Below are 22,859 nucleotides of genomic sequence, written 5' to 3' on the forward strand. Positions count from 1 at the left end.
TCGGCCGGCCCCCGCTACTGGGCGGGCGTGTAGCAGACCTCGAGCTTCGGCCGGGGGGCGATGTTCGTTTGCTCGCTCGAGCGGATGTCGGTCCGACCGTTCACGTCGTGGAGCGCGACGCCGTAGTTCGGGGAACCATCCACCCAGGACTGGACGAGGGCCGCCACGTTGGCGGTCACGACGGCGCTCGCCTGGGCGACGGTGGAGATCGAGGCCTCGACGGCCGCGTTGTACCCGGGGAAGTTGCCGGCGTGCACGGTCGACTCCTGCCAGGGGCCGTTCACGCGGTGCAGCTCGATGGTGCTGGCGCTCTCCTTCCACGTGTGAGACAGCGAGAGGGTCGCGGATTCGACGTCGGAGCCCGCCGGGATGAACGACAGATCGAAGGCCAGCACGCCCAGCTGCACGCCCTCAGGGAACGTGTTCATGACGACATACGGGTAATCGCCGTAGGGCCACGAGACGCCGGGCTGGATATGGGCATCCTGCACGCTCCCGTAGGTGCCGCGCTGCACGACCACGCACACGGGCTCGGCCGGCGGGGGGGGCTCGCAGGCGTCGCCGATGCCGTCCGCGTCGGCGTCGGCCTGGGAGGGGTTGGCCAGCGCCGGGCAGTTGTCGCACGAGTCGAACACCCCGTCCTGATCCGTATCGGCGGCGACCACGGTGACGTTATCGAGGAGCGTCCCCTGGCCGTTCGAGATGCCCAGGTCGTTGAACTGGAGGCGCGTCGTCGTGCCGGAGGCCACGAGGGTATAGGTGTAATAGACCCATGCGGAGCTGGCGGTCGTCAGCGTGGCCACCTGCTGGCCGCCCCAGACGACGCCCAGCACGTTCTGGCTCGCGTTCGTGCCGGGGCGCGCGGCGAAGGCGAACCGGAGCTGGTACGTCGCTCCCGGGACGGTCGTGAGGTTCTGATAGATGCCGCTCGAGTTCGTGGCGTCCAGCTCGACGTGCTGGTTGCCGTGCGCCGGGTTCATGCCGTTCGAGTGGTCATAGACCTGGATCTGACCATAGGCAGCCTGCCAGCCGGTGATCGAGCCGTTGTAGATCGACGACGTGCCGGACCACACGTCCGGCGATTCGAAGCTGCCGTTCGTGACGATGTTGCCGGTAGGGAGCACCGAGCAGGAGACGAGCGCCGCCGCGCCCTCGCCGATGGCCTCGTCGTTGTCGTCATGCGGCTCGGGTGCCGCCACGCAGCCGGAGATCATCAAGGCGAGTGCGAGCGCGGAAGCAAAGGAAACGGAACCGGACTTCGACAAATAGGTGGTCTTCATGGGAGAGCTCCTCGTTGCGGCGCCGCCATAGCTGCGCCGCGTCGTGCGGCGTTCTGCCGCACGTCATGGACTTTGAAATTACTATTTACAAATAGAGTAGACGTTGATATAATGGTCCATTTGCCCGAAGGCGGAGCGCTGAAGGAGTCATTCGTCAATCAGCGCGTGCGGCGGGACGGCACGACGGGACGGCCGTCACCAGGCGTTCGCCTCCCGGATCGTGGCCGACCTCGACCTCCCTCGCCCCAAAGGCTCTCGCTCCCCTGAGCCGGATGGGGGTCGTCGCTGGCCTGGCGATCGATGGACGGAGTCGAGCGAGCGCGGTCACTAGCGATTCTTGCAGCAGGCAGCCGTAGCGCTGTCTGGTTATATCATGAAATGGGCGCGCGGATCATCGTCTTTCGCATCAATCGGCGCCGCGACGCGAAAGCCCGTCCTCTGGTCTCGTGAGAAAAGGAACCATAGAGGGCACCGTGGACGTCGAGGGAAGAGGAGGGAGTAAAAATTATCCCTCTCTCCTCCTCTCCTCGCTCCCCCTCCCCTCACTCCCCTCCCCTCCCTCTCCTCGGCGTCTTGATGCGTCGCCTGGCCGCCCTCTGTGCCCTTGCGGTTCAATTTCTCCGTGTCATTGAACCGGGGCGAAGCGCGCCGCCGCTCACCCCGGACACGCCGCGCCGCCCCCTGCTCCCCCGCAGTCCACCCCGAGCTCGTCGCCGTTCTCCACGCCGTCCTTGCAGATGGGCGGCTCGCACGCTCCGGCCCAGCAGACCCCGCTCTCGCAATCCTCGCCGGACGCGCCCCCGCGGCCGTCCGGGCAGCGGCGCGGGCACGTGCCGCTGCAGTCCACGCCGGTCTCATCGCCGTTCCTCACGCCGTCGTCGCACGTCGGGGCCTTGCAATGGGCCATCGCGCAGACCCCCGACTGGCAATCGGCCCCGACCTTGCACGGATCCCCGTCCTTGCACGGCTTGCATGGTCCACCGCAGTCCTGCGACGTCTCTCCGCGGCCCGCGTCGGTGGATCGATCACGCCCGAGCACGCCAGCGTTCCTTCCGCGCACTCGTCGCAATCCCGGCACTCGAGAAAGCAGTCCGGCTCCTCCTCGCCCGGCGGGCAGCAGATCACCTGGCCCGGCTCGGCGCAGACGCAGCGCTCCTTGATCAGACCGTGCCCGGCACCGTCTGTTTGCTGGACAGGCAGTCGTCCGTGGTCGCGCAGTCGCCACCCATGTACGGGACGTCGCCACAGGCGAAAGGGAGCGCCGGGGCCGTGAGAGACAAAATTCCCACGATCCAATGCTTGGAAGAGATCATCGTGCGTCCAGTCCTCCGGCACGAGGCTGGGCAACCGGCACCCCGGCGGCCCCAATCCGCCGGGGTGTCGTTGGCCTGATCGTCGAACAGGCGCAGTATGTTGCTCCCTGCCCGCCGCCGTCACGCAAGGTTTCGCCAGTTACGCCCTCTGGCGGGATGAGGCGCTCGCCGGCCGGCCGATGGCACGGCCGGGCCTGCTCACCCCTCGCCCGCTCTCCGCTCCCGCAGCGGCAAGAGCAGCCCGAGGAAGGCGACCGAGATCACGGTCCCCAGGGCGAACAGGCCTGCATAGCCGAGCCGCTGGGCGACGGCGCCCGAGAGCCACACCGCGGGCGATTTGCCGAGCACCTCCACGCTGGCCAGCAGCGTGTAGTGCGTCGCGCCGACCGACCGCCGGACACGCGACATCATGAAAGCGAACACCGCGGTCGTGAGGGCGCCGCCGAAGAGGTGCTCGGCCACGGTGACCGCGACGACGGCATTCGCGGTGGGCGCCCCCGCCGCGGCGAGGTACCACTCGCCCGCCATCGCGACGGTGCGCAGCGCCGAGGTCACCGCGACGGCGGCGAGCAGCGGGATCCGGTGCGACAGGAGGCCTCCCGCGAGCGAGCCGGCGATCGACGCGACGAGGCCGTACGTGCCCACCCAGAGGCCGATCCGGTGCGGCGGGAAGCCGGCGTCGACGAGGAACGGCTTGAACATCATGTCGACCATCGCCTCGCCGAGCTTGTAGGTCCCGAGGAAGGCGACGACCCAGAGCGCGCCAGGCGCCCGCAGGGCCGCGAAGACCGCCGCGAGCACCTCGCGGAGCGACCGGCGCGCGTGCGCCTCGGCCTCGCTCGCGGGAGGCTCGCGCAGCGCGAGCGAGGCCAGCGCCGAGAGGAAGACGAGCGCGGCCATCGCCCCGAACTGACCGCCCCAGCCGATCCAGGCGCTCGCCCAGACGAGCAGCCCGCCGGCGACGAGCATGCCGATCTTGTAGCCGACCACCTGCGCGGCGTTCGCCAGGCCGAGCTCGCCGCGCCCGAGCAGGTCGATCGCGAGCCCGTCGACCGCGATGTCCTGGGTGGCCGCGAGCAGGTTCATCAGGAAGACCAGCGCGAGCAGGGCGCCGAGGTGGCGCGACGGCGGGACGAACGCGGCGGCCGCGCACGTGAGCGAGAGCAGCACCCCGAGCGGCAGGATCCACGAGCGGCGCCTGCCGATCCGCTCCCAGCCGTAGCGGTCGACGAGCGGCGCCCAGAGCGCCTTCGCCGCCCACGGGATCGCGAGCGCGCCGGCGAAGCCCACGCCGGAGAGCGAGACGCCGCTCGCCCGCAGGAAGACGGGGAGCGCCGTCGCCTGGAAGCCGAACGGGATGCCCTGGGCGAAGTACAGCGCGGCGAGGGCGGCGATCGTGCCGGCGCGCGTTCGGTCTGCCACGACGGACAATCGTAACCGAGCGGACGAGCTTCGGTCGCCGGAAACACGGACACTTGCGTACGTTTCGATCTCGATCCGGTCTCGATCTCGATGAGCACGCCGCACCGACTCACCCCGTCTGCCGGGCGGACGAGCCCGCGCCGATGATCGCCGATACGCTCTCTCCGCGGTCGCTCGCGCCGGCGGGCACGGTCCGGGTGCGGTGGCTGGGCACGGCGGGGTTCGCCATCGAGCACGCCGGCGCGGTGGTGCTCATCGATCCGTATCTCACGCGCGCTTCGCTCCTCCGTTGCGTGGTTGGCCAGCTCGTCCCCGACGTGGCCGCCATCGCGCGCCACGCGCCGCGCGCCGACGCCGTCATCGCGGGCCACACCCATTTCGATCACGCGCTCGACATCCCGGACATCGCGCTCCGCACCGGGGCCACGGTCTTCGGCTCGCGCTCCGCGGCGGCGCTCTGCCACGCTTCCGGCGTCCCCGCGGCGCGCGTGCGCGACGTCGAGCGCGCGCCGGGCGGCGAGCCCGTGGTCGCCGAGGTCGGCCCGTTCCAGCTGCGCTTCTTCCCGAGCGCTCACTCCCGCCTGCTGCTCGGCCGGGTCCCCTTCCCCGGCGACATCTCCGATTGCGACCAGGTCCCGCTCCGGGCCGAGCGTTACCGGTGCGGCGCCGTCTTTGCGGTGGAGATCCGGGTCGCGGGCCGGCGCATCGTCCACCTGGGCAGCGCGGAACTCGTCGAGGCGGGCCTCGATTGCAGGGAGCCCGACCTGCTCCTGCTCTGCGTGGCCGGCTGGACCGCATCGAGCGATTTCCCCGAGCGCGTCGCGCGCGCCCTGTCGCCGCGCGCGGTGCTCTTCTCGCACTGGGACAACTTCTTCCTTCCCATGGATCGCCCCGCCGTCGCGCTCCCCGCGATGCAGGGAGAGCGGCTGGCAGAGCGCCTCGGCCGGGCGTCACGCGACGTGAGATTGGGTGTGCTGCCGCTGCTGGGCGAGGTGTGGCTCTAGGTCGAGACTCGCTATTTCCTCGCCGTCCGCGGGGACTCTGTACCAGCGTGGATGGGAGCTGTCCGGACAACCGTTCATTCGGTGGTCGAGGCGATGTTCCGACGCTCACCCGACCTCCGCCACGTGCCTCGCGCAGCCGGAATCGTCCCTGGCGAACGCGCGACCAGCTCCCCGCCCTTCTCACGGCCCGGCGCGCAGGAACGCCACCTTGATCCGCTTCTTCCCCCACCCGGAGAACTTCACCGTCGCGATCGGATCCGCCCCGGGATCCACGCTCTCGACCACGCCCGGCCCGAAGCGCTCGTGGTACACCCGCATGCCGCGCCGCAGCGCGAGCCCCTCGCCGCCCTCGGCGCCCGGGTCGACCGCCTCCCGCTCGACATACCGCTCGCCCGGCGCCCGGTCGGGGACGTCCATGCCGCGCGCCGTCGCCCCCCTCGCCGGCTCGCCCTCCCGCGAGAACCGCGCCCCAGCGAACCGCTCTTCCGCCTGCGCCCCGGGCCTCCGCTCGCGGCCCTCCCACGAGCGCTCCTGGCCGCCGAACCGGAGCCCGGACGCGGCGTACCCGCCGCCCCCGCCGAACCCGCCCTCGACCCGGCGCTGCGCCATCATGCTGGCGGGCGTCGCGATCGCGCGCACCGAGGCCGGCGGCAGATCCGCGAGGAAGCGGCTCGGCAAGCCGTAACGCGTCTGGCCGAAGATCGCCCGCCGCGCCGCGTGTGTGATCCAGAGCCGCTCGCGCGCCCGCGTGATCGCGACGTAGGCCAGCCGGCGCTCCTCCTCGATGTCGCCCTTGCGGTTCGGATCCTGGCTCCGGAACGGGAACAGGTCCTCCTCCATGCCGGTCAGGAACACCGCGTGGAACTCCAGCCCCTTGGCGGCGTGGATCGTCATCATCGCCACCTTGGGCACGTCCGCGAGCGCGTCGACGTCCGACACCAGGCTCACCCGCTCGAGGTAGCCCGCGAGCGTCGCCTCGTCGCCCGCGGCGGTCGCCTCCTGCTCGTAGTCGACGAGCGACTGCACGAGCTCGCGCAGGTTCTGGAGCCGCGCCTCCGACTCGACGCTGTCCTCCTGCTCGAGCGCCTTGGCGTAGCCCGACCGCGCGAGCACCTCCTCCGCCAGCGCGCTCGGCGACGCGCTCTTCGCCTCGGTCATGAGCCCGTGGATCAGATCGCGGAAGCCGAGCAGGCTGCGCTTCGCCGCCGACGCGAGCGGCGGCAGCTGGCCCCCCGGCATCGCCGACGGCGGCACCCGCCCCTCCAGGAGCGGATCGATCGCCTCGAACAGCGACACCCCCAGCAGGTCCGCCGCCTGGATGAGCTTGTCGACCGTGCTCTGGCCGATCTTGCGGGCGGGCACGTTGATGATGCGGTTGAGATCCACGTCGCTCTTGGGGTTCGCGATCACGCGGAGGTACGAGAGCAGGTTCTTCACCTCCGCCCGCTCGAAGAAGCGCGTGCCCCCGATGATCTGGTACGGGATGCGCGCCTCGCGCAGCACCTCCTCGAGCACGCGCGACTGCGCGTGGATCCGGTAGAACACCGCGATCTCGTTCGGCGAGACGCCCTGCGCGATGAGCTCGCGGACGCCCTCGACCACCCACGCCGCCTCGTCGTGCTCGCTGTCCGCCGCCACCACGTCGATCGGCGTGCCGTCCTGGTTGGCCGTCCAGAGCTCCTTCGGCTCGCGATCCGACGCGTGGCGGATCACGCCGAGCGCGCCCCGCACGACGTGCCCGATCGAGCGGTAGTTCTGCTCGAGCTTCACCACCGTCGCGTGCGGAAAATCGCGCCGGAACCCGCGGACGATCCGCACGTCCGCGCCGCGCCAGCGGTAGATGCTCTGGTCGTCGTCGCCGACCACGCAGAGGTTGTCGTGGCTCTTGCAGAACGCCCGGACGAGCCGGTACTGCACCTGGTTCACGTCCTGGAACTCGTCCACGAGCACGTGGCGGAAACGCCCCCGGAGATCCTCGCCGGCGTAGCTCGTCGGGTCCTCCGCGATGCGCAGCACGGCGAGCAAGAGGTCGTCGAAGTCCACCGCGCTCGCCGCCTTGAGGTGCCGCTCGTACGCCTCGAAGCACCGCGCGATCGCGTCGTCGAAGTAGCCCTTCCGCTCGAACTCGGCCGGCCCCCGCCCCTCCTGCTTCTCCGCGTGGATGCGCGAGAGCACCTGGCGGGGCGGATAGCGCCGATCGTCGAGGTTGAGCTCCTTGAGCACGCGGTTCATGACCGCCCGCTGATCGTCGTCGTCGTAAATGACGAAGTTCTTGTCGAGCCCGGCCGCCTCGTGGTGCCGGCGCAACAGGCGCGCGCACACCGCGTGGAACGTGCCCACCCAGAGGTCCTTCACGATGTCGGCCCCGATGAGCCCCTCCAGCCGGCGCTTCATCTCGGTCGCCGCCTTGTTCGTGAACGTCACCGCCAGGATCCGGTAGGGCGGGACACGGTGCGTGACGATGAGGTTCGCGATCCGGTACACGATGACGCGGGTCTTGCCGCTCCCCGCGCCGGCGAAGATGAGGAGCGGCCCCGCCGCGTGGCTGGCCGCGCGCGCCTGCGGCTCGTTCAGCTCCTCGTAAGGGAGGCCAGGCTCGGGCGTCGGAGAGCGGTCAGCGTCGTGTGCGGCGAAACGATCCACACGGGGTCGCTAGCACGACCTCCGCGCGAGCGGGAGCCCGCCGAGCCCCGGAGCCCCTCGCGGCGCTCTCCTGCTTTTTCCCCGGCAAAACACGCCCGCTGGCCGTAATCTCGCAGGCGCGTGCGCCTCCGGCAGAGCACCGGGGGAGCCGCTGCCCGGACGAGCGGCACAGGAGAGACCATGCGCATCGTGCTCACGCACAACCTGAAGATCACGAGCTCCGCCGAGGAAGCCGAGTTCGATAGCCCGGAGACGATCGCCGCCATCGCCGGCGCGCTCGAGCGAGCCGGGCACGAGGTCGAGCGGATCGAGGTCAGCGGGCCGGCCTCCCGGGTCCTCGCCCGGCTCGAGGCGCTCCAGCCGGACCTCATCTTCAACACCGCCGAGGGCCACAAGGGCAAGACGCGCGAGGCGTTCTATCCGTCGCTCTTCGACGAGCTCGGCATCCCGTACACCGGCTCCGACGCCTACACGCTGAACGTCGCGCTCGACAAGTCGCTCACGAAGCGCGTCCTCGCGAGCTACGGCGTCACCACCCCGCGCGCCCGCCTCGTCAACCGGACCACCCTGGAGGGCGGCGCGCTCGACGACGTGAGCTTCCCCGTCATCGTGAAGCCGAATTTCGAGGGCTCCTCCAAGGGCATCTTCCGGGAGTGGAGCGTCTGCGAGGACGCGCACCACCTCGCCGAGGTCGTCGAGCGGCAGCTCGCGCGCTTCGAGGCGGGCCTGCTGGTCGAGCACTACATCGCCGGCATCGACGTCGCGTGCGCCTTCGTCGACGGGCTGAAGGAGACGAGCCCCGCGCGCTCGAGCGGCACCGGGATCCCCGAGGGGATCCTCGACCCCATCGAGTTCGTGATCGATCCCCAGGTGCCGGGCAGCTACAACGTGTACGACTTCAACCTGAAGCACGCGAAGCCCGAGCACGTCACGCGCCGGCCCGCGCAGCTGCCCGCGGCCACGCTCGAGCGCATCCGGTCGCTCACGGCGCGCGTCGTGCGCGCCCTGGACCTCAAGGATCACGCGCGCTGCGAGTTCCGGGTCACGCCGTCCCCCTCGCGCGGCCAGGGCCACGACGTCCACTTCCTCGAGGTCGACGGGCTGCCCACCCTCCAGCCGGGCGCCAGCGTCTTCGTCGCGGCGGCGCAGCGCGGCGTCGACTTCGACGGCGTGATCCGGGCCATCGTGAGGAGCGCCTGCAAGCGGCGGGGGCTCCTGCCGCTCCTGGAGAGCAACCAGCCGCGCCGGGCGAAGCGGACCGCGCTCCGCGTCGGCTTCACCTACAACATGAAGCGGAGCGACACGGCCGCGGCCGACAAGGCGGGCCCCGGCACGCTGCACGACCTGGAGGCGGAGTTCGACTCGCCGCGCACGATCCAGGCGATCGCGAGCGCCATCGAGAGCTACGGCCACACCGTGGTCCCGCTCGAGGCGACCCCGGACCTGCCGCGCGCGCTCGCGGCTTCCGGGGTCGACGTCGTCTTCAACATCGCCGAGGGGCTCCGCGGCCGCGGCCGCGAGGCGCAGGTGCCAGCGCTCTGCGAGCTGCTCGGCATCCCCTACAGCGGCTCGGACGCGACGACGCTCTCGCTCGCCCTCGACAAGGGCCTCACGAAGCAGATCCTGCGGGCGGCCGGCATCGACACGGCCGAGTGGCAGGTGGTCACGACCGGGCGCGAGAAGCTGAAGCCGTTCCGCTACCCGGTGATCGTGAAGCCCAACGCCGAGGGGACCTCGAAGGGGATCACCTCGGCGTCCGTCGTCAAGGACGAGGCCGCCGCGCGCGCCGCGGCGAAGCAGCTGGTCGATCGCTACCACCAGCCGGCCCTCATCGAGGAGTACATCACGGGCCGCGAGTTCACCGTGGGCCTGCTCGGGGAGCGGCGGCCGAAGGTGCTGCCGCCGATGGAGGTCGTCTTCGTCGACCCGCCCACCTACCCCGTCTACGGCTACGACGAGAAGCAGTCGGACACGCCGCGCGTGCGCTTCCAGTGCCCCGCGCAGCTCACGCCGTCGGAGCTCCGCCGCATCGAGAAGGTCGTGCGCGACACGTTCGCGGCCCTCGCGTGCCGCGACGTGGCCAGGGTCGATCTGCGCATGGCGAAGGACGGCAGGGTGTACGTCATCGAGATCAACCCGCTGCCCGGCCTGACGCCCGACTTCAGCGATCTCTGCGTGATCGCGAGGGTGGCGGGGATGGATCACCGGATGCTGATCGGCGAGATCCTGGCCGGCTGCCTCAAGCGCTACCGCGACGCCCGCGCCACGTCGCCGCGGGCCGCGTTCACCGCGGCGGCGCCTGCGGCCGGAGCGGCCGCGCCTGCGGCCGGAGCGGCCGCGCCCTCCGCGGGCGCAGCCGCGCCCTCCGCGAGCGCAGCCGCGCCCTCCGCGAGCGCGGCGGTCGCCTCGCCGGCCGCCGATCCGGGCCTGCTGGCCGCGCCCGGCCCGGCGCTCGCCGGGCCCGCGCCGCTCCCGGCGGAGGCCGCGCCCCTCTCCGGCACGATCTCCGTCACGAACGGCGAGGTCGCCGGCCCATGAGCGCGCCCTCGGCCGCGCTCAGGCGCCCTCGGCTGCGCGATCTCGGCGTCGCGATCGGCCGCTTTCCGACCGGTCCGGAGAACGCGATCACGGACGTCCCCGGGGTGCGGGTCCACCACGTGACCAAGATCGAGGGCGAAGGCGAGCTCGTCCCCGGCCTCGGTCCGGTGCGCACGGGCGTGACCGCGGTCGTCCCGGCCGACGGCGACGTCTTCCTCGATCGGGTGTTCACCGCGAGCTACGTGCTCAACGGCGCGGGCGAGGTGACCGGCCTCTCGCAGATCAACGAGTGGGGCCTCTGCGAGACGCCGATCCTGCTCTGCAGCACGCTCTGCGTCGGCCGCGTCCTCGACGCGACCGTCGCGTGGCTCTCGCGCAAGCACCCCAAGATCGGCAAGGACTACGACGTCGTGATCCCGGTCGTCGCCGAGTGCGACGACAGCTTCCTCAACGACGCCGTGGGGCGCCACGTGGCGCAGGCCGACGTCGACGAGGCGATCGACAACGCCCGGGGTGGCCCCGTGGCCGAGGGGTGCGTCGGCGCCGGCACGGGCATGCAGACGTTCCACTTCGCGGGCGGGATCGGCACCTCGAGCCGGTCGGTCCCTGTCGGCGGGGTCGACGCCCTCGTGGGGGCGCTCGTGCTGTCGAACTTCGGCGATCGCGAGATGCTCCGCATCGATGGGGTCCCGGTCGGGCGGCTCATCAGCGACCGCTTCAACCACGTCCCGCGGCGGGGCCCCGCCGGCTCGATCATCGTGCTCGTCGCCACCGACGCCCCGCTCATCCACCGCCAACTCGCGCGCCTCGCGCGGCGCGCCGCGCTCGCGATCGGCCGGACCGGCGGGTATGCCGCCAACAACTCGGGCGAGATCGTCCTCGCCTGGAGCACCGCGAACCGGGTGCCTCGCGTCGCCACAGAGCAGTGGAGCGCCCCCCGGTCGAGCCGCTCGCTCAGCGTGCACCCCCTCGCGCCGGGCCGGCACATGGCCGAGCTCGTCCTCGACACCGAGGTCGACGCGCTCTACGAGGCCACCGTCGACGTGGTGGAGGAGGCGATCCTCAACGCGATGTTCGGCGGCGCCGACATGATCGGCCACAGCGGACACCACGCGCCGGCCCTCCCGCTCGACGCCGTGGCCGAGATCCTGAAGCAGTACCGCCCCCCCCACCCCTCCGACCCCCTCCCCCTCTTCTAGCCCGCGCTCTCTCTGTCACAGGCCCCGCCGAGCGGCGGTCACCCGCCGCAGGCCCCGCCGAGCGGCGGTCACCCGCCACAGGCCCCGCCGAGCGGCGGTCACCCGCACAGGAGACGGGCCCAGATCGGCGTTTTCGGCGCGGAAGCGCACTCATGTGCGCTGAGCACCGAAAACGTCGAGATGGGCCCGTATCCGAAGCGGGTGCCCGCCGCTCACTCGGGGTCGCCGTGGAGGAGCCACTCGTGGGCCGCGTCCTCGTCCCAGAAGCGCCGGAGGACCTTGTCCGTGCCGCTCTCGCGCGCCACGCGGTTCAGCTGGAGCGCGACGATGTCGCTCTCGATGATCTCGGCGACGCGCATCACCCCGAGCTCCAGGCCGAACTCCTGGACGGCGCGGATCTTCTCCGCCACATCGGGGGACATCGGCCTGAACCCGCGGACATCGGCCTTGATCTTGATCTCCCGGCCCTGGAGGCTCTCGCACGCCTTCCTCAGCTCGCTGACGAAGTGCTCCATCTCCTCGAGGCGGACACGCCCCTCAAGGACGAAATCCACCATGGCGATGATCCGGTCGACTTTGATCTCGAACACGTTGAGAGACCTCCTGCCAGTTCCCGAAGGGGCGGGATGGGGCCGCGTGATCATACCCCGGATCGCGCGAGGACGCGCCTAACACTGCTGCGGGAAGTTGCCCCGGAGCGGCAGAACAACCGCCAAGCCGCCAAGGACGCCATGGGGAGAGGGGGAAGGGGCCGTCCGGGCATCCCCCCTATCCCCGGTTTTCTTGGCGCCCTTGGTGGCTTGGCGGTTCCCTTCCCCGGCCGACTTCCCGCGGTAGAGCCAGGGCTCGCGACGCTCACGCGGCAGCGACGCTGGCCGCCGGCCGCGGGGAGCCCGGGCCGGGATCGCCGCCCTTCACGCCGCGTGCGGCTCGCCGACGCGCGACTTGCCCTGTCCGCGCCGCACGGCGATCGCCTGCTCGTAGATGGTCTCGTACCGCGAGAGCAGCGTGGGCCACTGCCGCTCCTTGAGGATCCACGCCCGCGCGTTCTTGCCGACCTCCTCGAGGCGCGCCGGGTCCTTGAGCGCCTCCACACACCGCCTCGTGAGGTCGGCGCTGTCGCCCGCCTTGAAGACGAACCCGGTCTCGCCATAACGGACGAGCTCCCCCATGGCCGCGACGTCGCTCACCATCACGGGCCGGGCCATGGACATCGCCTCGAGCGGCTTCAGCGGCGTCGTGAGCTCGGTCGTCCGGGTCCGGATGCGTGGATACACGAGCAGGCTCGCCATCGCGTAGATGTTGAACACCTCGTCGTGCGGCACCCGCCCGGTGAAGGTCACCTTGGACTCCACCCCTCGCTCGCGGGCGAACGCCTTGAGCTCCATCTCCTGGCCGCCGGCCCCGGTGATCACGACGTGCGCGTCCGGGATCTCCCGCGCGATGTCGCCGATCGCCGCGATGAGCGTCTGGAGCCCCTCGTACGGCTGGAAGGTGCCGACGTAGCCGATGAGCTTCTTCCCGGCGAGCCCGAAGCGCTCCCGGGCGCCGGGCGGGGCCTCCCGCGGCGCGAACTTGTCCGAGTCGACGCCGTTGCCCACGACGTGGAGCGCGTCCGTGCTGCGCACCCGCGGCGCGACAGCGCTCTTCAGGGCCTCGCAGATCGTCACCGTCGCGTCAGCGTACTTGTAGACGATCGTCTCGAGGCCGGCCGCGATCTTGTAAGGCGCCGAGTCCTCTTTGAATTTGCCCCGGTCGACGGAGGCGTTCTCCCAGAGGTCGCGCACCTCGTAGACGAGCGGCAGCCCGAAGCGGCGCGCCGCCGCGAGCGCCGGCAGCCCGACGAGCATCGGCGAGTGCGCGTGCACGAGATCGGGCTGAAACTCCCGGATGGCGTCCTCGACGCGCGCCTCCAGCGCCCGCACGAGCTGGAGCTCCCTGACCAGCGGCAGCTTCTTGCCGGTAGGCTCGCGCGTCCGCCAGTACGAGATGCCGCCGATCTCGTCCTTCAGCGCATCCCCGGACCCCTGCTGCCCCGACGTCACCACCGCCGGCCGCATCCCGTGCTCGGCCTGGTGCTTGATGATGTAGTCGCTGCGGATCGTGTACCCCGCAATGACAGGCAGCGACGTATGAAGAACATGGAGCACGCGCACGAATCACCACCCTTCTTGATGCTGCGCCGCGCAGCCTACCCGAGGCCGCAGCGACCGTCATCAAGCTCCTCCATGCGCGTGGAGGAGCGTGGACGCGTCCACGCTGACCGCGGGCCGGCCGAGAGCCTAGCTCTCGGCCGCCACGTTGCGGTACGCTCCGCCGCCGCATGACCCTCAAAATCGCGATCGTCGGCTGCGGCAAGATCGCCGACGGCCACATAGAAGAGATCCAGAAGATGCCGGAGCGGGCTCGGGTCGTCGCCGTGTGCGACCTCGAGCTCCTGATGGCCGAGCAGATCGCGGTGCGCTACGGCATCCCGAGCCACTACGACTCGTTCGACCGGATGCTCGACGTCGAGAAGCCCGACGTCGTCCACATCACCACCCCTCCGCAGTCGCACCTGTTCCTCGCCCGGCGCGCCATCGAGGCGGGCGCCCACGTCTACGTGGAGAAGCCGATTGCGCTGAACCTCGCGGACGTGCGGCGCCTCATCGAGCTCTGCACCGCCGCCGGGAAGAAGATGACCGTCGGCTGGGAGTACCAGTTCGATCCCCCGGCCGTCGAGATGCGCAGGCTCGTCGGCGACGGCGTGCTCGGCGATCCCGTCCACGTGGAGAGCTGCTTCGGCTACAACCTCGCCGGCCCCTTCGGCACGGCGCTCCTCGGCGACGGCACCCACTGGGTCCATCGCCTCCCGGGCAAGCTGTTCCACAACAACGTCGATCACCTGCTGAACAAGATCGTCGAGTTCGTGGACGACGAGCAGCCGACGGTCACCGCGACGGCCTACGCGCTCCGGGAGAAGCGGTTCGGCGACTCGCGCGACGACATGCTCGACGAGCTCCGCGTCACGGTGCAGGGCGCGCGCGTCAGCGCCTACGGGACCTTCTCGTCGCACGCGCGGCCGCCCGGGCACTTCCTCCGCGTCTACGGAACGAAGAACACGCTCCACGTCGACTTCACGAGCCGCACGGTCACCCTCGACGCGTCGCCGAAGCTCCCGAGCGCCATCGGGCGCGTCGTCCCGGCCTTCGATCAGGCCCTCTCGTACCTCCGCGAGGGGGGCAAGAACGTGGTGCGGTTCGCCCGCAGCGACTTCCACTTCTTCTCGGGGCTGAACCGCCTGATCGGCCTCTTCTACGACAGCATCACGCGGGGCGCGGAGCTGCCCATCTCGTACCGGGACATGATCCGGGTCGCGTGGATGATGGATGAGATCTTCCGGCAGGTCCCGCAGGAGAAGGCGCGCACATGAAAGTCCTTGTCACCGGCTCGAACGGCTTCCTCGGATCGGCCCTCGTCGACCGGCTGCTCGCCCACGGCGAGGCCGACCTCCGCTGCCTCGTCCGCCCCGCGAGCAACCGCGCGCGGCTCGAAGAGATCGAGAAGCGGCGGGGCGTCCCCCTCGAGATCGCGGTGGGCTCCCTCGCCACGAACGAGGCCGCCGAGCGCGCGGTCGAGGGCGTGGACGTCGTCTACCACGTGGCCGCGGCCATGGGCGGCGCGCCCGCGGACATGTTCCTGAGCACCGTCGTCGCCTCGAAGAACCTGCTCGAGGCGCTCGTCCACACCGGCCGTTCGCCGCGCGTCGTCCTGGTCAGCTCCTTCGGCGTCTACGGCGTCGCCGACCTCCCGCGGGGGTACATCGTCGACGAGAACACGCCCCTGGAGACGCGGCCCGCGCAGCGCGATCTCTACTCGCAGGCGAAGCTCCGGCAGGAGAAGCTCTTCTGGGAGTACCAGGCGCGCTACGGCTTCCCGCTGACGGTGCTCCGCCCCGGCGTCATCTACGGCCCCGGCGGCAACGCCTTCTCCAGCCGCGTCGGGATGAGCCTGTTCGGCGTGTTCCTGCACCTCGGCGGCCGCAACGTCCTGCCGCTGTCGTACGTCGAGAACTGCGCGGAGGCGATCGCCGTCGCCGGCCGGAGCGACGTCGCGCGGGGGCAGGTCTACAACGTCCACGACGACGACCTGCCCACGGCCGACGTCTACCTCGCCCGCTACAAGCGCGAGGTGAAGCCGATCCGCTCGCTCACGGTGCCCTACTTCGCCCTCGCCGGGATATCGAAGCTCGTCGAGCGCTACCACGCCCACTCGAAGGGGCAGCTGCCGGCCATCTTCACGCCCTACAAGAGCGCGACCTCGTGGAAGGGGAACCGGTTCGACAACACGAAGCTGAAGGCGCTCGGGTGGAAGCAGCTGGTCTCCACGGAGGAGGGCCTCCAGCGGACGTTCACGTACCTCAAGGAACGCGCGACATGACGGGGTCGCGGTCGCTCGCGTCGCTCGGCCTCGCGCTCGGCCTCGCGGGTCTCCTCGCCGGCTGCGACCGGCGGCAGACCCCGGGGCCCCCGGCGGTCCACAGCGGCGAGGGCATCCAGTCCGCGACCGCCGCCCTCGCGGTCGCGGCGCCGCGCTTCGACGCGCCGGCCGCGCCGCCGGCCACGCCGGCCAAGGGGCACCCCCGGCTCTGGGTGCGCGCGGCCGATCTGCCGAAGCTCCGGGCGCGCGCCACGCAGGCGAACCCCCTGTTCAAGGAGCTCGCCGCCGTGGCGGCCGAGGCCGCGGCGGCGATGGACAAGGGCAACATCCCCTCGGAGGGCGACTGCACCCACGCCCGCATCTACTGCGAGGCGCACGCGGAGCTGTTCGCCTTCATGTCGCTCGTCTCGAGCGATGAGGCGGCCCGCAACGACCACGCCGCCCGCGCGCGCAAGATCCTGCTCTACATCGTCGATCGCGTGAACAAGGCGGATCCGCAGGATCCCTTCGTCCGCAGGTTCTCGACCGGCGACCGCGCCCGCTGGGCCGGCGAGTCGTTCGGCCTCACGGTCGACTGGATCTACGGGTACCTCTCGGCCCAGGACAAGGCGGCGATACGGCCCGTCTTCCTCCGCTGGGCGGAGGAGCAGCTGAAGTCGTCGACGACGAGCCACGATCACCCCGAGCCCGTGGGCAAGCTGAACGACCCGGCGATGCTGAAGGAGCCGAAGAAGCGCAGGTACGCCGTGAACAACTACTTCACGTCGCACATGCGCAACCTGACGCTCCTGTCGCTCGCGTTCGACGAGGCCGACGATCCGCCGGATCCGAAGCCGAGCGGCACCTACCCGCGGCTCAGGGACTACTTCGCCAACGTCACCGGGGCGTGGCTCTACATGACCGACAGCGTCCTGCGGAACGACGCGCGCGGCGGCGCGCCGCCGGAGGGCTTCCAGTACGGCCCCGCGACGCTGGCCTACGTGAGCGAGACGCTGCTCGCCATCCAGACGGCCGGCGAGGCCGATCCGGCGAAGTGGGGCCCGCAGGTGCACCTCGACGGCAACCCGTTCTGGCACGAGTTCATCCCGGCCCACCTCCACAGCCTGAGCCCCGCCACGCCGGCGGGCCGGCTCGGGCCGACCCACGAGGCCGCGTGGACGGGCGACGGGGAGCGCTACGAGTACACGGATCACATCGACCCGTTCGCGGCGCTCGGCCTCCACGCCGAGAACAGCGGCAACGCCGAGCGCCTGAACGCGCTCCGCTGGATGGCCATCCACGCCGGCCCGGGCGGCGCCGCGGCCCTCGCCCGGCGCGCCCGCTCGCAGCTCGGCCAGGTCCACAAGCGCCACTCGATCATGTACTTCCTCCTGCTCGACCCGGCGGTCACCCCGACCGACCCGCGCCCCTCCACCCCGCTCACGCACTACGGCCCCGGCCTCGGCCAGGTCTTCGCGAGGACGAGCTGGGGGCCCGAGGCCACGTGGCTCCAGTTCCAGCTCGGCTGGGAGCAGATCGACCACCAGCACGGCGACGGCCTCAGCTTCGGCTTCTACCGCGGCGGCGAGTGGCTCACGAAGGAGCGCGTCGGGTACGGCTCCTTCATGGGGAGCTCCGAGCAGCACAACACCCTCGCGGTCGAGAACGACAGGAACCGCCGCCACGACGACCCGAACCGCGGCGAGCTCTGGCGGCGCGGTTCTCAGTGGCCGCTCGTGCACACGGGCGATCCCCGGGTGCTCGCGAAGAGCTTCGCGCAGGACTACGTCTACGTCCTGGGCGACGCGACCCCGCTCTACAACTCCGAGTACGAGAACATCCGCGACGTCACGCACGTCAGCCGCGCGCTCGTCTGGCTCAAGCCGGACCACCTCGTCCTCTACGACCGCGCCGCCACGGGCAAGGACGGGCGCTTCAAGCGCTTCTTCGTGCAAACGCAGAGCGCGGCGCAGGTCGCGGGGAAGCTCGCGACGGCCACGACCCCGAAGGGGCAGAAGCTCTTCGTGACCACGGTCCTGCCGGAGAGCGCCGTCATGGTGGCCGAGCCGTACAAGCCGACGGGCACCTGGGACACCAAGCCGGCCGAGAACGAGCCGATGCTCGCGACCCTGCGGGTCGAGCCGCCGGCCCCGATGCCGAAAGACACGCGCTTCCTGCACGTGCTCCAGGGCGCGGCCGGCAACGCGACGGCGGATCCGGTGACGCTCGTGCGCACGAAGCGCGGGACGCCGTTCGCCGGCGCGGCGGTGAAGGGCACGCTGGTCCTGTTCCCGGTCGAGCTGGGCGCTGTGTCCGAGGTGCAGTTCACCTCGCTCCCAGGCGTGGCGAAGCACGTCGTCACGGGGCTCTCCCCCGGCGCGTCCTACGACGTGATCAGGAAGCCCGCGGGCGGCGGCGACGAGATCACGATCCGCGCCGGCTCGGCCGCCAAGGCCGACGAGGGCGGAGTCCTCGCCTTCTGAGCGCCGTGCCGCAAACGTGACGCCGGCGCCCTCCGCGCCCGCTTGTCCTCGGCGCGGCGCGCTGCAATAATCCATTCTCCTTGCCCACATCCTGTACGGAGATGCCATGAGCAAGAAGCGACTCGTCTCTGCCGGTGCATTCCTCGTCGCGCTGGGCGCCCTGTTCATCCCCATCGAGGGCACGGCGCCGGCCGCGACCGGCCCCGTCGCGAAGGCCGGCTCGCTCGATCTGTCCGGCTTCGCGAGCACCCGGCCCGATACCCCGCTGGATCTCCTGTTCATCCACCACTCGTGCGGCGGCCAGCTCCTCACGGAGACGGGCGCCGAGAAGGAGAAGGCGTCGTGCGTCTACGAGGCGCACCCGAACGGAGGCGGGCTCAAGAAGAAGCTCACGGAGCAGGGCTACCGCGTCCACGAGGCCTCCTACGGCAGCGAGATCGGCGAGAACACCGACCTCTTCGACTGGGCGCCCAAGTTCCGCGACAAGATGGACAAGGTGCTCCGGGTCGCGCTGAACGACCAGATGCACCCGGACGGCGTGGTGAACCGGATCGTCGTCTTCAAGTCCTGTTATCCCAACAACCGCTTCGTCGGCGAGGGCTCCGCCCCCGGCAACCCGGCCGGCCCGGAGCTCACCGTCTGGAACGCGAAGGCCACGCTGGCGTCCATCCTGCCCGACCTCGCGAAGCGGAAGGACACGCTGTTCGTCTACATCACCGCCCCCGCCAACATCCTCAAACGCTCGAAGGAGCCCGCCTGGAAGTGGACCGCGAAGCGGCTCCTCGGGAAGCCCTCCGACGCCGAGATCGCGCAGCGGCAGGCGGATCTCGCCCGCTCGTTCAACAACTGGGTCAAGTCGCCCGACGGCTGGCTCAGCGGCTATCCGGAGAAGAACGTCGTCGTCTTCGACTACTACGACGTGCTCACGAACAAGGGCGAGTCCAACTTCTCCCTGCACGGCTCGGAGGGGAACACCGACCACCACCCCTCGAGCGCGGGCAACGCGAGGGCCGCGGATGAGTTCGTCCCGTTCCTGAACCAGGCCGTACGCCGCGTGGGCCTCAGCACGTAGCCTCGATGACCCAGAAACCACGCCGGAGGGAGCGAGCGCAAGTCGCTTGACGCGAGCCGCGATCCTCCGGAACGTCCCCTACCACCCGAACGGCGTCTCCGCCGAGGACCCTCGACATGCTCGCGCTCCCCGGGGTCATCCTTCTCATCGTCTTCATCTACGGCAGGCCTCAGGAGTGGGACGAGCGCTTCGAGAGCCTGCCGTTCCTCTACCTCTGGCTCGGCCTCGCCTTCATGGGCATGGGCCTCGACCTCGCCATGGGCAAGGTCAGGCTGAAGGCGACCCCGCAGCTCCGGTGGGCCATCGTCGTCTACTCCTGGTGCGTGCTCACGCTGGGCTTCCGGAACCCTGCCGAGTTCTCCGAGGGCTTCGTCTCGATCAGCGTGACGTTCGTCCTCTTCTTCCTGATCGGGCACAGCCCCGACGGCTTCAAAGGGTTCCAGAAGCTCGCCGCCACGGTGCTCATCATGGGCCTCTTCGTGGCGGGCGTCGCGATCCACCAGGGGTTCTCCTCGTTTCAGTGCCTGGCGATGACGCAGACCATCGGAGGCTCGCGCGGCGAGGCGGGCATCCCCGACGGCCGGTCCTGCGAGCTCCGCGTGGACTGCCGCGAGGGGCCGGGCGCCGATCCCGAGGTCGAGTACCTGTGCGAGCGCGTCGGCCTCTTCAAGACGTCGACGATCAACGGCCGCGTGCGCTGGCGCGGCGTGCTCCAGGATCCGAACGAGCTCGCCCTCACGGCGGGCATCGTGCTGCCGTTCAGCTTCGCGATGTTCGAGCAGAAGCGCTCCTTCACGCGCGCGCTCCTGGTCTTCGGCTCGCTCCTCCTCATCGCGACCGCGATCATCCTCACGCAGTCCCGGGGCGGCCAGCTCGTCTTCGCGACGGTGCTGGGCGTCTACTTCGTCAAGAAGTACGGCATCCGCGGCGCGATCTTCGGCGCGATCTGCGCGGCGCCGCTCATGATGCTCGGCGGCCGCGGCGGCGGCGAGGCGGATGAGTCGGCGAACGAGCGCACGGAGATCCTGGGCGAGGGCCTGAACATCTACCGGATGTTCCCGCTGATGGGCGCGGGCTTCCGCCAGTTCACGGAGCACCACTGGCTCACCGCGCACAACGCGTACCTCCTCGCGCTCTCGGAGCTCGGTCCGCTCGGGATGTTCGCGTGGACGGCGATGATCTACCTCACGCTCAAGATCTCGCTGGTCGCGCTCAAGCGGTACGAGCACGGCGCCCAGTTCGCGGCGATCCGCGCCTGGTCCATGGCGATCATGGCCGGGTTCTGCGGGATGATGGTCGGGATCTTCTTCCTCTCGTTCACCTACCACTACGTGCTCTGGATCTACTTCGGCCTGGCGGGGGCGCTGTACTCCGCCATCAGGAGCGTCGATCCGAGCTTCTCGATCCGGCTCGACAAGCGCGACATCTACCGGCTCATCCTGGCCGATCTCGCCCTGGTGCTCGTGATCGTCGTGCTCAGCAAGAGGGCCTAGCGGCGCCGCGGGAAGCGCCCCCGGCTCAGCGGAGAGAGCGCCATGGCGCCGGGGTCCGGGGGCGCGGCGCCCGCTCAGCGCCCGAGGCCGAGGACCATCACGAGCGGCGTCTTCACGATGATCGAGAGCTCCATCTGCAGGAATGTCGTGAGCTTCTCGAGCGACGCGGCGTACGCGAGATCGAAGAGCAGCTTCATCCGCATGTCGTCGGCCTCGGCCCCCTCCGCCTCCTCGAGGCCGAACGGGTTCGTCAGCGTCGCCTCGAACGCGGCGACCTCGCTCTCCGCCGGGGCGCGTCCGGTATACCCGAGCGACACCTGCGCGAGCCCCGTGATGCCCGGCTTGATGTCGCGCATCCGCTCCTCGAAGAAGGGAATGGCGAGCGCGAGGTTGACGAGCAGCTCGGGGCGCTCGGGGCGCGGCCCCACGATGCTCATGTCGCCCATGAGCACGCTCCAGAACTGCGGGATCTCATCGAGGCGCGTCTTGCGCAGGAAGCGGCCGACCCGGGTGATGCGCGGGTCGTCCTGCTGGGCGAGCACGGGCCCCGTCATCTTCTCGGCATCCACGCGCATGGAACGAAACTTGCGCATGTGGAATTCGACGAACCGCGGGTAGGCCACGCCGTCCCGCACTTCCGTGCCGATGAGCATCCCGGCACGGCGCTGCATGTAGAAGATCGGCCCGGGCGACTCGAGGTAGATGGCCGCGCCGATGAGGGGGTAGAGCGGGAGGGTCAGCGTGAGACCCACGAGCGAGCCCGCGATGTCGATCGCACGTTTCGCTACACGAACGCCAGGTGTCACTGTTTACCTTGTGGCTCCCATAGTCGAGAACGTGGTAGGGTACAAGCTCGGATGGAGGTTTGGGCGTGATCCGACTCCGCGTACCAGGTTCGTTGACCTATCGCCACCTCGCCCTCCGCGTGGTGGCGGCCGCATGCAAGATGGCCACGCCTGGGAGGGTCGAAGGCGGGTCGCCCGGCCTCACCCAGGAGGATTTCGAGGACCAGACCGTCTCGGCGTTCGGCGAGGCGTTCAACAACATCGCGATTCACGGATACCGCGCTGGCCCGCCGGGCGACGTCGACATCGAGATCGAATCCGACGCGGACGGCATTATCATCCGTTTGATGGACACGGGCTGCAGCTTCGATCCCGCGGCCATCGACAACCCTCCCATCGACGACCTCCCCGAGTCCGGGATGGGGCTCTTCATCATCAAGTCGTTCATGGATGAGGTCGATTACTGTCCCGGCAGTCCGAATGTCCTCCGTCTCGTGAAACGGAGGGAGGGCAGCTCGTGTATTGCCGGTGACGGGGGTGAAGGCAGCAGCGAACAAGAGCATTCCGACGCCGATTTCGCCGGGGCGACAGGGCATCGGACGAGCAGTTTTCGAATGCGGAGCGTCTCCCGTTCGGGCGCGACCCGCGCCGCAGGGGGAATCAAAATCCAATGAGTTATACGCGGACCGATAACGGCAGTGAGACGGTCGTGCAGTTCGAGGGGACCCTCGACGCAGTGACCGCACCGGAGTTCAGGACATTGGTGGACGAGCTGGTGGCCGAGAACCGGCAGAACATCACGCTCGAGCTCTCGTCCCTCCGGCTGATCGACAGCTCGGGCGTCGGCGTCATCGTCTCGCTGTTCAAGCGGGTACGGGCCAACGGCGGCCAGGTGCGCATCGTCGGGCTGAGGGATCAGCCGCGCGCGATCTTCCGCCTGCTGCGCCTCGATCGGGTGTTCCCCACGTGACGCCCGGTGGCGGCGCGCGCGCCGCCACCCGGGCCCCTCGGCCCACCCGTCGACAACGGCTGCGGTGGCAGCGCCGCGCGGCAAGTATCGCGCGGACGGCGCTGAGCGGCTGGAGTCGCCCGGACGGTGCCTCCGGTCGCCGCGGCGCTGGTTCCGCGTGCTGCGCGTGCTGGGGGCGTGTTAGGCGTGGGGTTGCGCGCGGCGGGGACAGCCGAGCGCAACAAGCTGGCGCTCGCGCGGCGCACGTCTACCATAGGCA

Annotated in this window: 18 protein-coding genes; 10 read left to right on the top strand and 8 right to left on the bottom strand. The window is 70.3% G+C overall.

The genetic code is table 11. The features are described from left to right. Positions 1 to 14: 14 nt before the first annotated feature. The 4 genes from ACSRUE_RS43895 to ACSRUE_RS43910 all read right to left on the bottom strand — a co-directional run bounded on the left by ACSRUE_RS43895 (position 15) and on the right by ACSRUE_RS43910 (position 4,015). Positions 15 to 1,280 (bottom strand): DNRLRE domain-containing protein, encoded by a 1,266-nt coding sequence (locus ACSRUE_RS43895; protein ID WP_441288782.1) that lies wholly within the window; start codon positions 1,278 to 1,280, stop codon positions 15 to 17. 655 nt (positions 1,281 to 1,935) lie between these two features. Next, on the bottom strand, positions 1,936 to 2,319 hold the full coding sequence (locus ACSRUE_RS43900; protein ID WP_441288783.1) for a hypothetical protein: 384 nt from the start codon (positions 2,317 to 2,319) through the stop codon (positions 1,936 to 1,938). A 121-nt stretch (positions 2,320 to 2,440) separates the two neighbouring features. Further along, the gene (locus ACSRUE_RS43905) at positions 2,441 to 2,569 is read right to left on the bottom strand and encodes a hypothetical protein (protein ID WP_441288784.1); all 129 of its coding nucleotides are present in this window, start codon (positions 2,567 to 2,569) and stop codon (positions 2,441 to 2,443) included. Positions 2,570 to 2,791: 222 nt separating this feature from the next. After that, complete coding sequence (locus ACSRUE_RS43910) at positions 2,792 to 4,015, bottom strand: MFS transporter (protein WP_441288785.1); 1,224 nt, start codon at positions 4,013 to 4,015, stop codon at positions 2,792 to 2,794. 143 nt (positions 4,016 to 4,158) lie between these two features. Between ACSRUE_RS43910 and ACSRUE_RS43915 the strand changes: the two genes are divergently transcribed. After that, on the top strand, positions 4,159 to 5,019 hold the full coding sequence (locus tag ACSRUE_RS43915) for an MBL fold metallo-hydrolase (RefSeq protein WP_441288786.1): 861 nt from the start codon (positions 4,159 to 4,161) through the stop codon (positions 5,017 to 5,019). A 180-nt stretch (positions 5,020 to 5,199) separates the two neighbouring features. Here the strand turns inward: ACSRUE_RS43915 and ACSRUE_RS43920 are convergent, their stop codons facing one another. Beyond that, positions 5,200 to 7,662 carry an ATP-dependent helicase gene (locus ACSRUE_RS43920; RefSeq protein WP_441288787.1) on the bottom strand — a complete coding sequence of 821 codons (2,463 nt, stop codon included), beginning with the start codon at positions 7,660 to 7,662 and terminating at the stop codon, positions 5,200 to 5,202. Between the two features lie 180 nt (positions 7,663 to 7,842). On the opposite strand from ACSRUE_RS43920, the gene ACSRUE_RS43925 reads away from it, so the two are divergent. Both ACSRUE_RS43925 and ACSRUE_RS43930 read left to right on the top strand, forming a co-directional pair. Further along, positions 7,843 to 10,200, top strand: a complete 2,358-nt coding sequence (locus ACSRUE_RS43925; protein WP_441288788.1) for a D-alanine--D-alanine ligase family protein — start codon at positions 7,843 to 7,845, stop codon at positions 10,198 to 10,200. Then, complete coding sequence (locus tag ACSRUE_RS43930) at positions 10,197 to 11,399, top strand: DmpA family aminopeptidase (protein ID WP_441288789.1); 1,203 nt, start codon at positions 10,197 to 10,199, stop codon at positions 11,397 to 11,399. The genes ACSRUE_RS43925 and ACSRUE_RS43930 overlap by 4 nt, the downstream gene beginning before the upstream one ends. 212 nt (positions 11,400 to 11,611) lie before the next feature. Here ACSRUE_RS43930 and ACSRUE_RS43935 read toward each other — a convergent pair whose 3' ends face one another. Then, positions 11,612 to 11,989 carry an STAS/SEC14 domain-containing protein gene (locus tag ACSRUE_RS43935; protein ID WP_437761453.1) on the bottom strand — a complete coding sequence of 126 codons (378 nt, stop codon included), beginning with the start codon at positions 11,987 to 11,989 and terminating at the stop codon, positions 11,612 to 11,614. Between the two features lie 324 nt (positions 11,990 to 12,313). Further along, positions 12,314 to 13,555: a glycosyltransferase gene (locus ACSRUE_RS43940; protein WP_441288790.1), complete on the bottom strand. Its 1,242-nt coding sequence runs from the start codon at positions 13,553 to 13,555 to the stop codon at positions 12,314 to 12,316. Between the two features lie 167 nt (positions 13,556 to 13,722). Here ACSRUE_RS43940 and ACSRUE_RS43945 point away from each other — a divergent pair, with 167 nt between their 5' ends. The 5 genes from ACSRUE_RS43945 to ACSRUE_RS43965 all read left to right on the top strand — a co-directional run bounded on the left by ACSRUE_RS43945 (position 13,723) and on the right by ACSRUE_RS43965 (position 20,845). Beyond that, entirely contained in the window at positions 13,723 to 14,811 is a 1,089-nt protein-coding gene (locus ACSRUE_RS43945; protein ID WP_441288791.1) for a Gfo/Idh/MocA family protein, read from the top strand. Beyond that, a complete protein-coding gene (locus tag ACSRUE_RS43950) occupies positions 14,808 to 15,818 on the top strand; it encodes an NAD-dependent epimerase/dehydratase family protein (RefSeq protein ID WP_437761456.1) in 1,011 nt (336 codons plus the stop codon). Before ACSRUE_RS43945 ends, ACSRUE_RS43950 begins: the two co-directional genes overlap by 4 nt. Beyond that, complete coding sequence (locus ACSRUE_RS43955) at positions 15,815 to 18,280, top strand: hypothetical protein (RefSeq protein WP_441288792.1); 2,466 nt, start codon at positions 15,815 to 15,817, stop codon at positions 18,278 to 18,280. Before ACSRUE_RS43950 ends, ACSRUE_RS43955 begins: the two co-directional genes overlap by 4 nt. Positions 18,281 to 18,386: 106 nt before the next feature. Next, on the top strand, positions 18,387 to 19,352 hold the full coding sequence (locus tag ACSRUE_RS43960; protein ID WP_441288793.1) for a hypothetical protein: 966 nt from the start codon (positions 18,387 to 18,389) through the stop codon (positions 19,350 to 19,352). A 116-nt stretch (positions 19,353 to 19,468) separates the two neighbouring features. Next, complete coding sequence (locus tag ACSRUE_RS43965) at positions 19,469 to 20,845, top strand: O-antigen ligase family protein (protein WP_441288794.1); 1,377 nt, start codon at positions 19,469 to 19,471, stop codon at positions 20,843 to 20,845. A 74-nt stretch (positions 20,846 to 20,919) separates the two neighbouring features. Here ACSRUE_RS43965 and ACSRUE_RS43970 read toward each other — a convergent pair whose 3' ends face one another. Continuing rightward, positions 20,920 to 21,597, bottom strand: coding sequence for a sugar transferase (locus ACSRUE_RS43970; protein WP_441288795.1), 678 nt, complete (start codon positions 21,595 to 21,597; stop codon positions 20,920 to 20,922). Positions 21,598 to 21,743: 146 nt separating this feature from the next. Between ACSRUE_RS43970 and ACSRUE_RS43975 the strand changes: the two genes are divergently transcribed. Further along, entirely contained in the window at positions 21,744 to 22,304 is a 561-nt protein-coding gene (locus tag ACSRUE_RS43975; RefSeq protein WP_441288796.1) for an ATP-binding protein, read from the top strand. Beyond that, positions 22,301 to 22,600, top strand: coding sequence for an STAS domain-containing protein (locus ACSRUE_RS43980; RefSeq protein ID WP_012233514.1), 300 nt, complete (start codon positions 22,301 to 22,303; stop codon positions 22,598 to 22,600). The genes ACSRUE_RS43975 and ACSRUE_RS43980 overlap by 4 nt, the downstream gene beginning before the upstream one ends. Positions 22,601 to 22,859 lie beyond the last annotated feature (259 nt).

Source organism: Sorangium sp. KYC3313, assembly GCF_052075895.1.
Classification (GTDB): domain Bacteria; phylum Myxococcota_A; class Polyangia; order Polyangiales; family Polyangiaceae; genus Sorangium; species Sorangium cellulosum_B.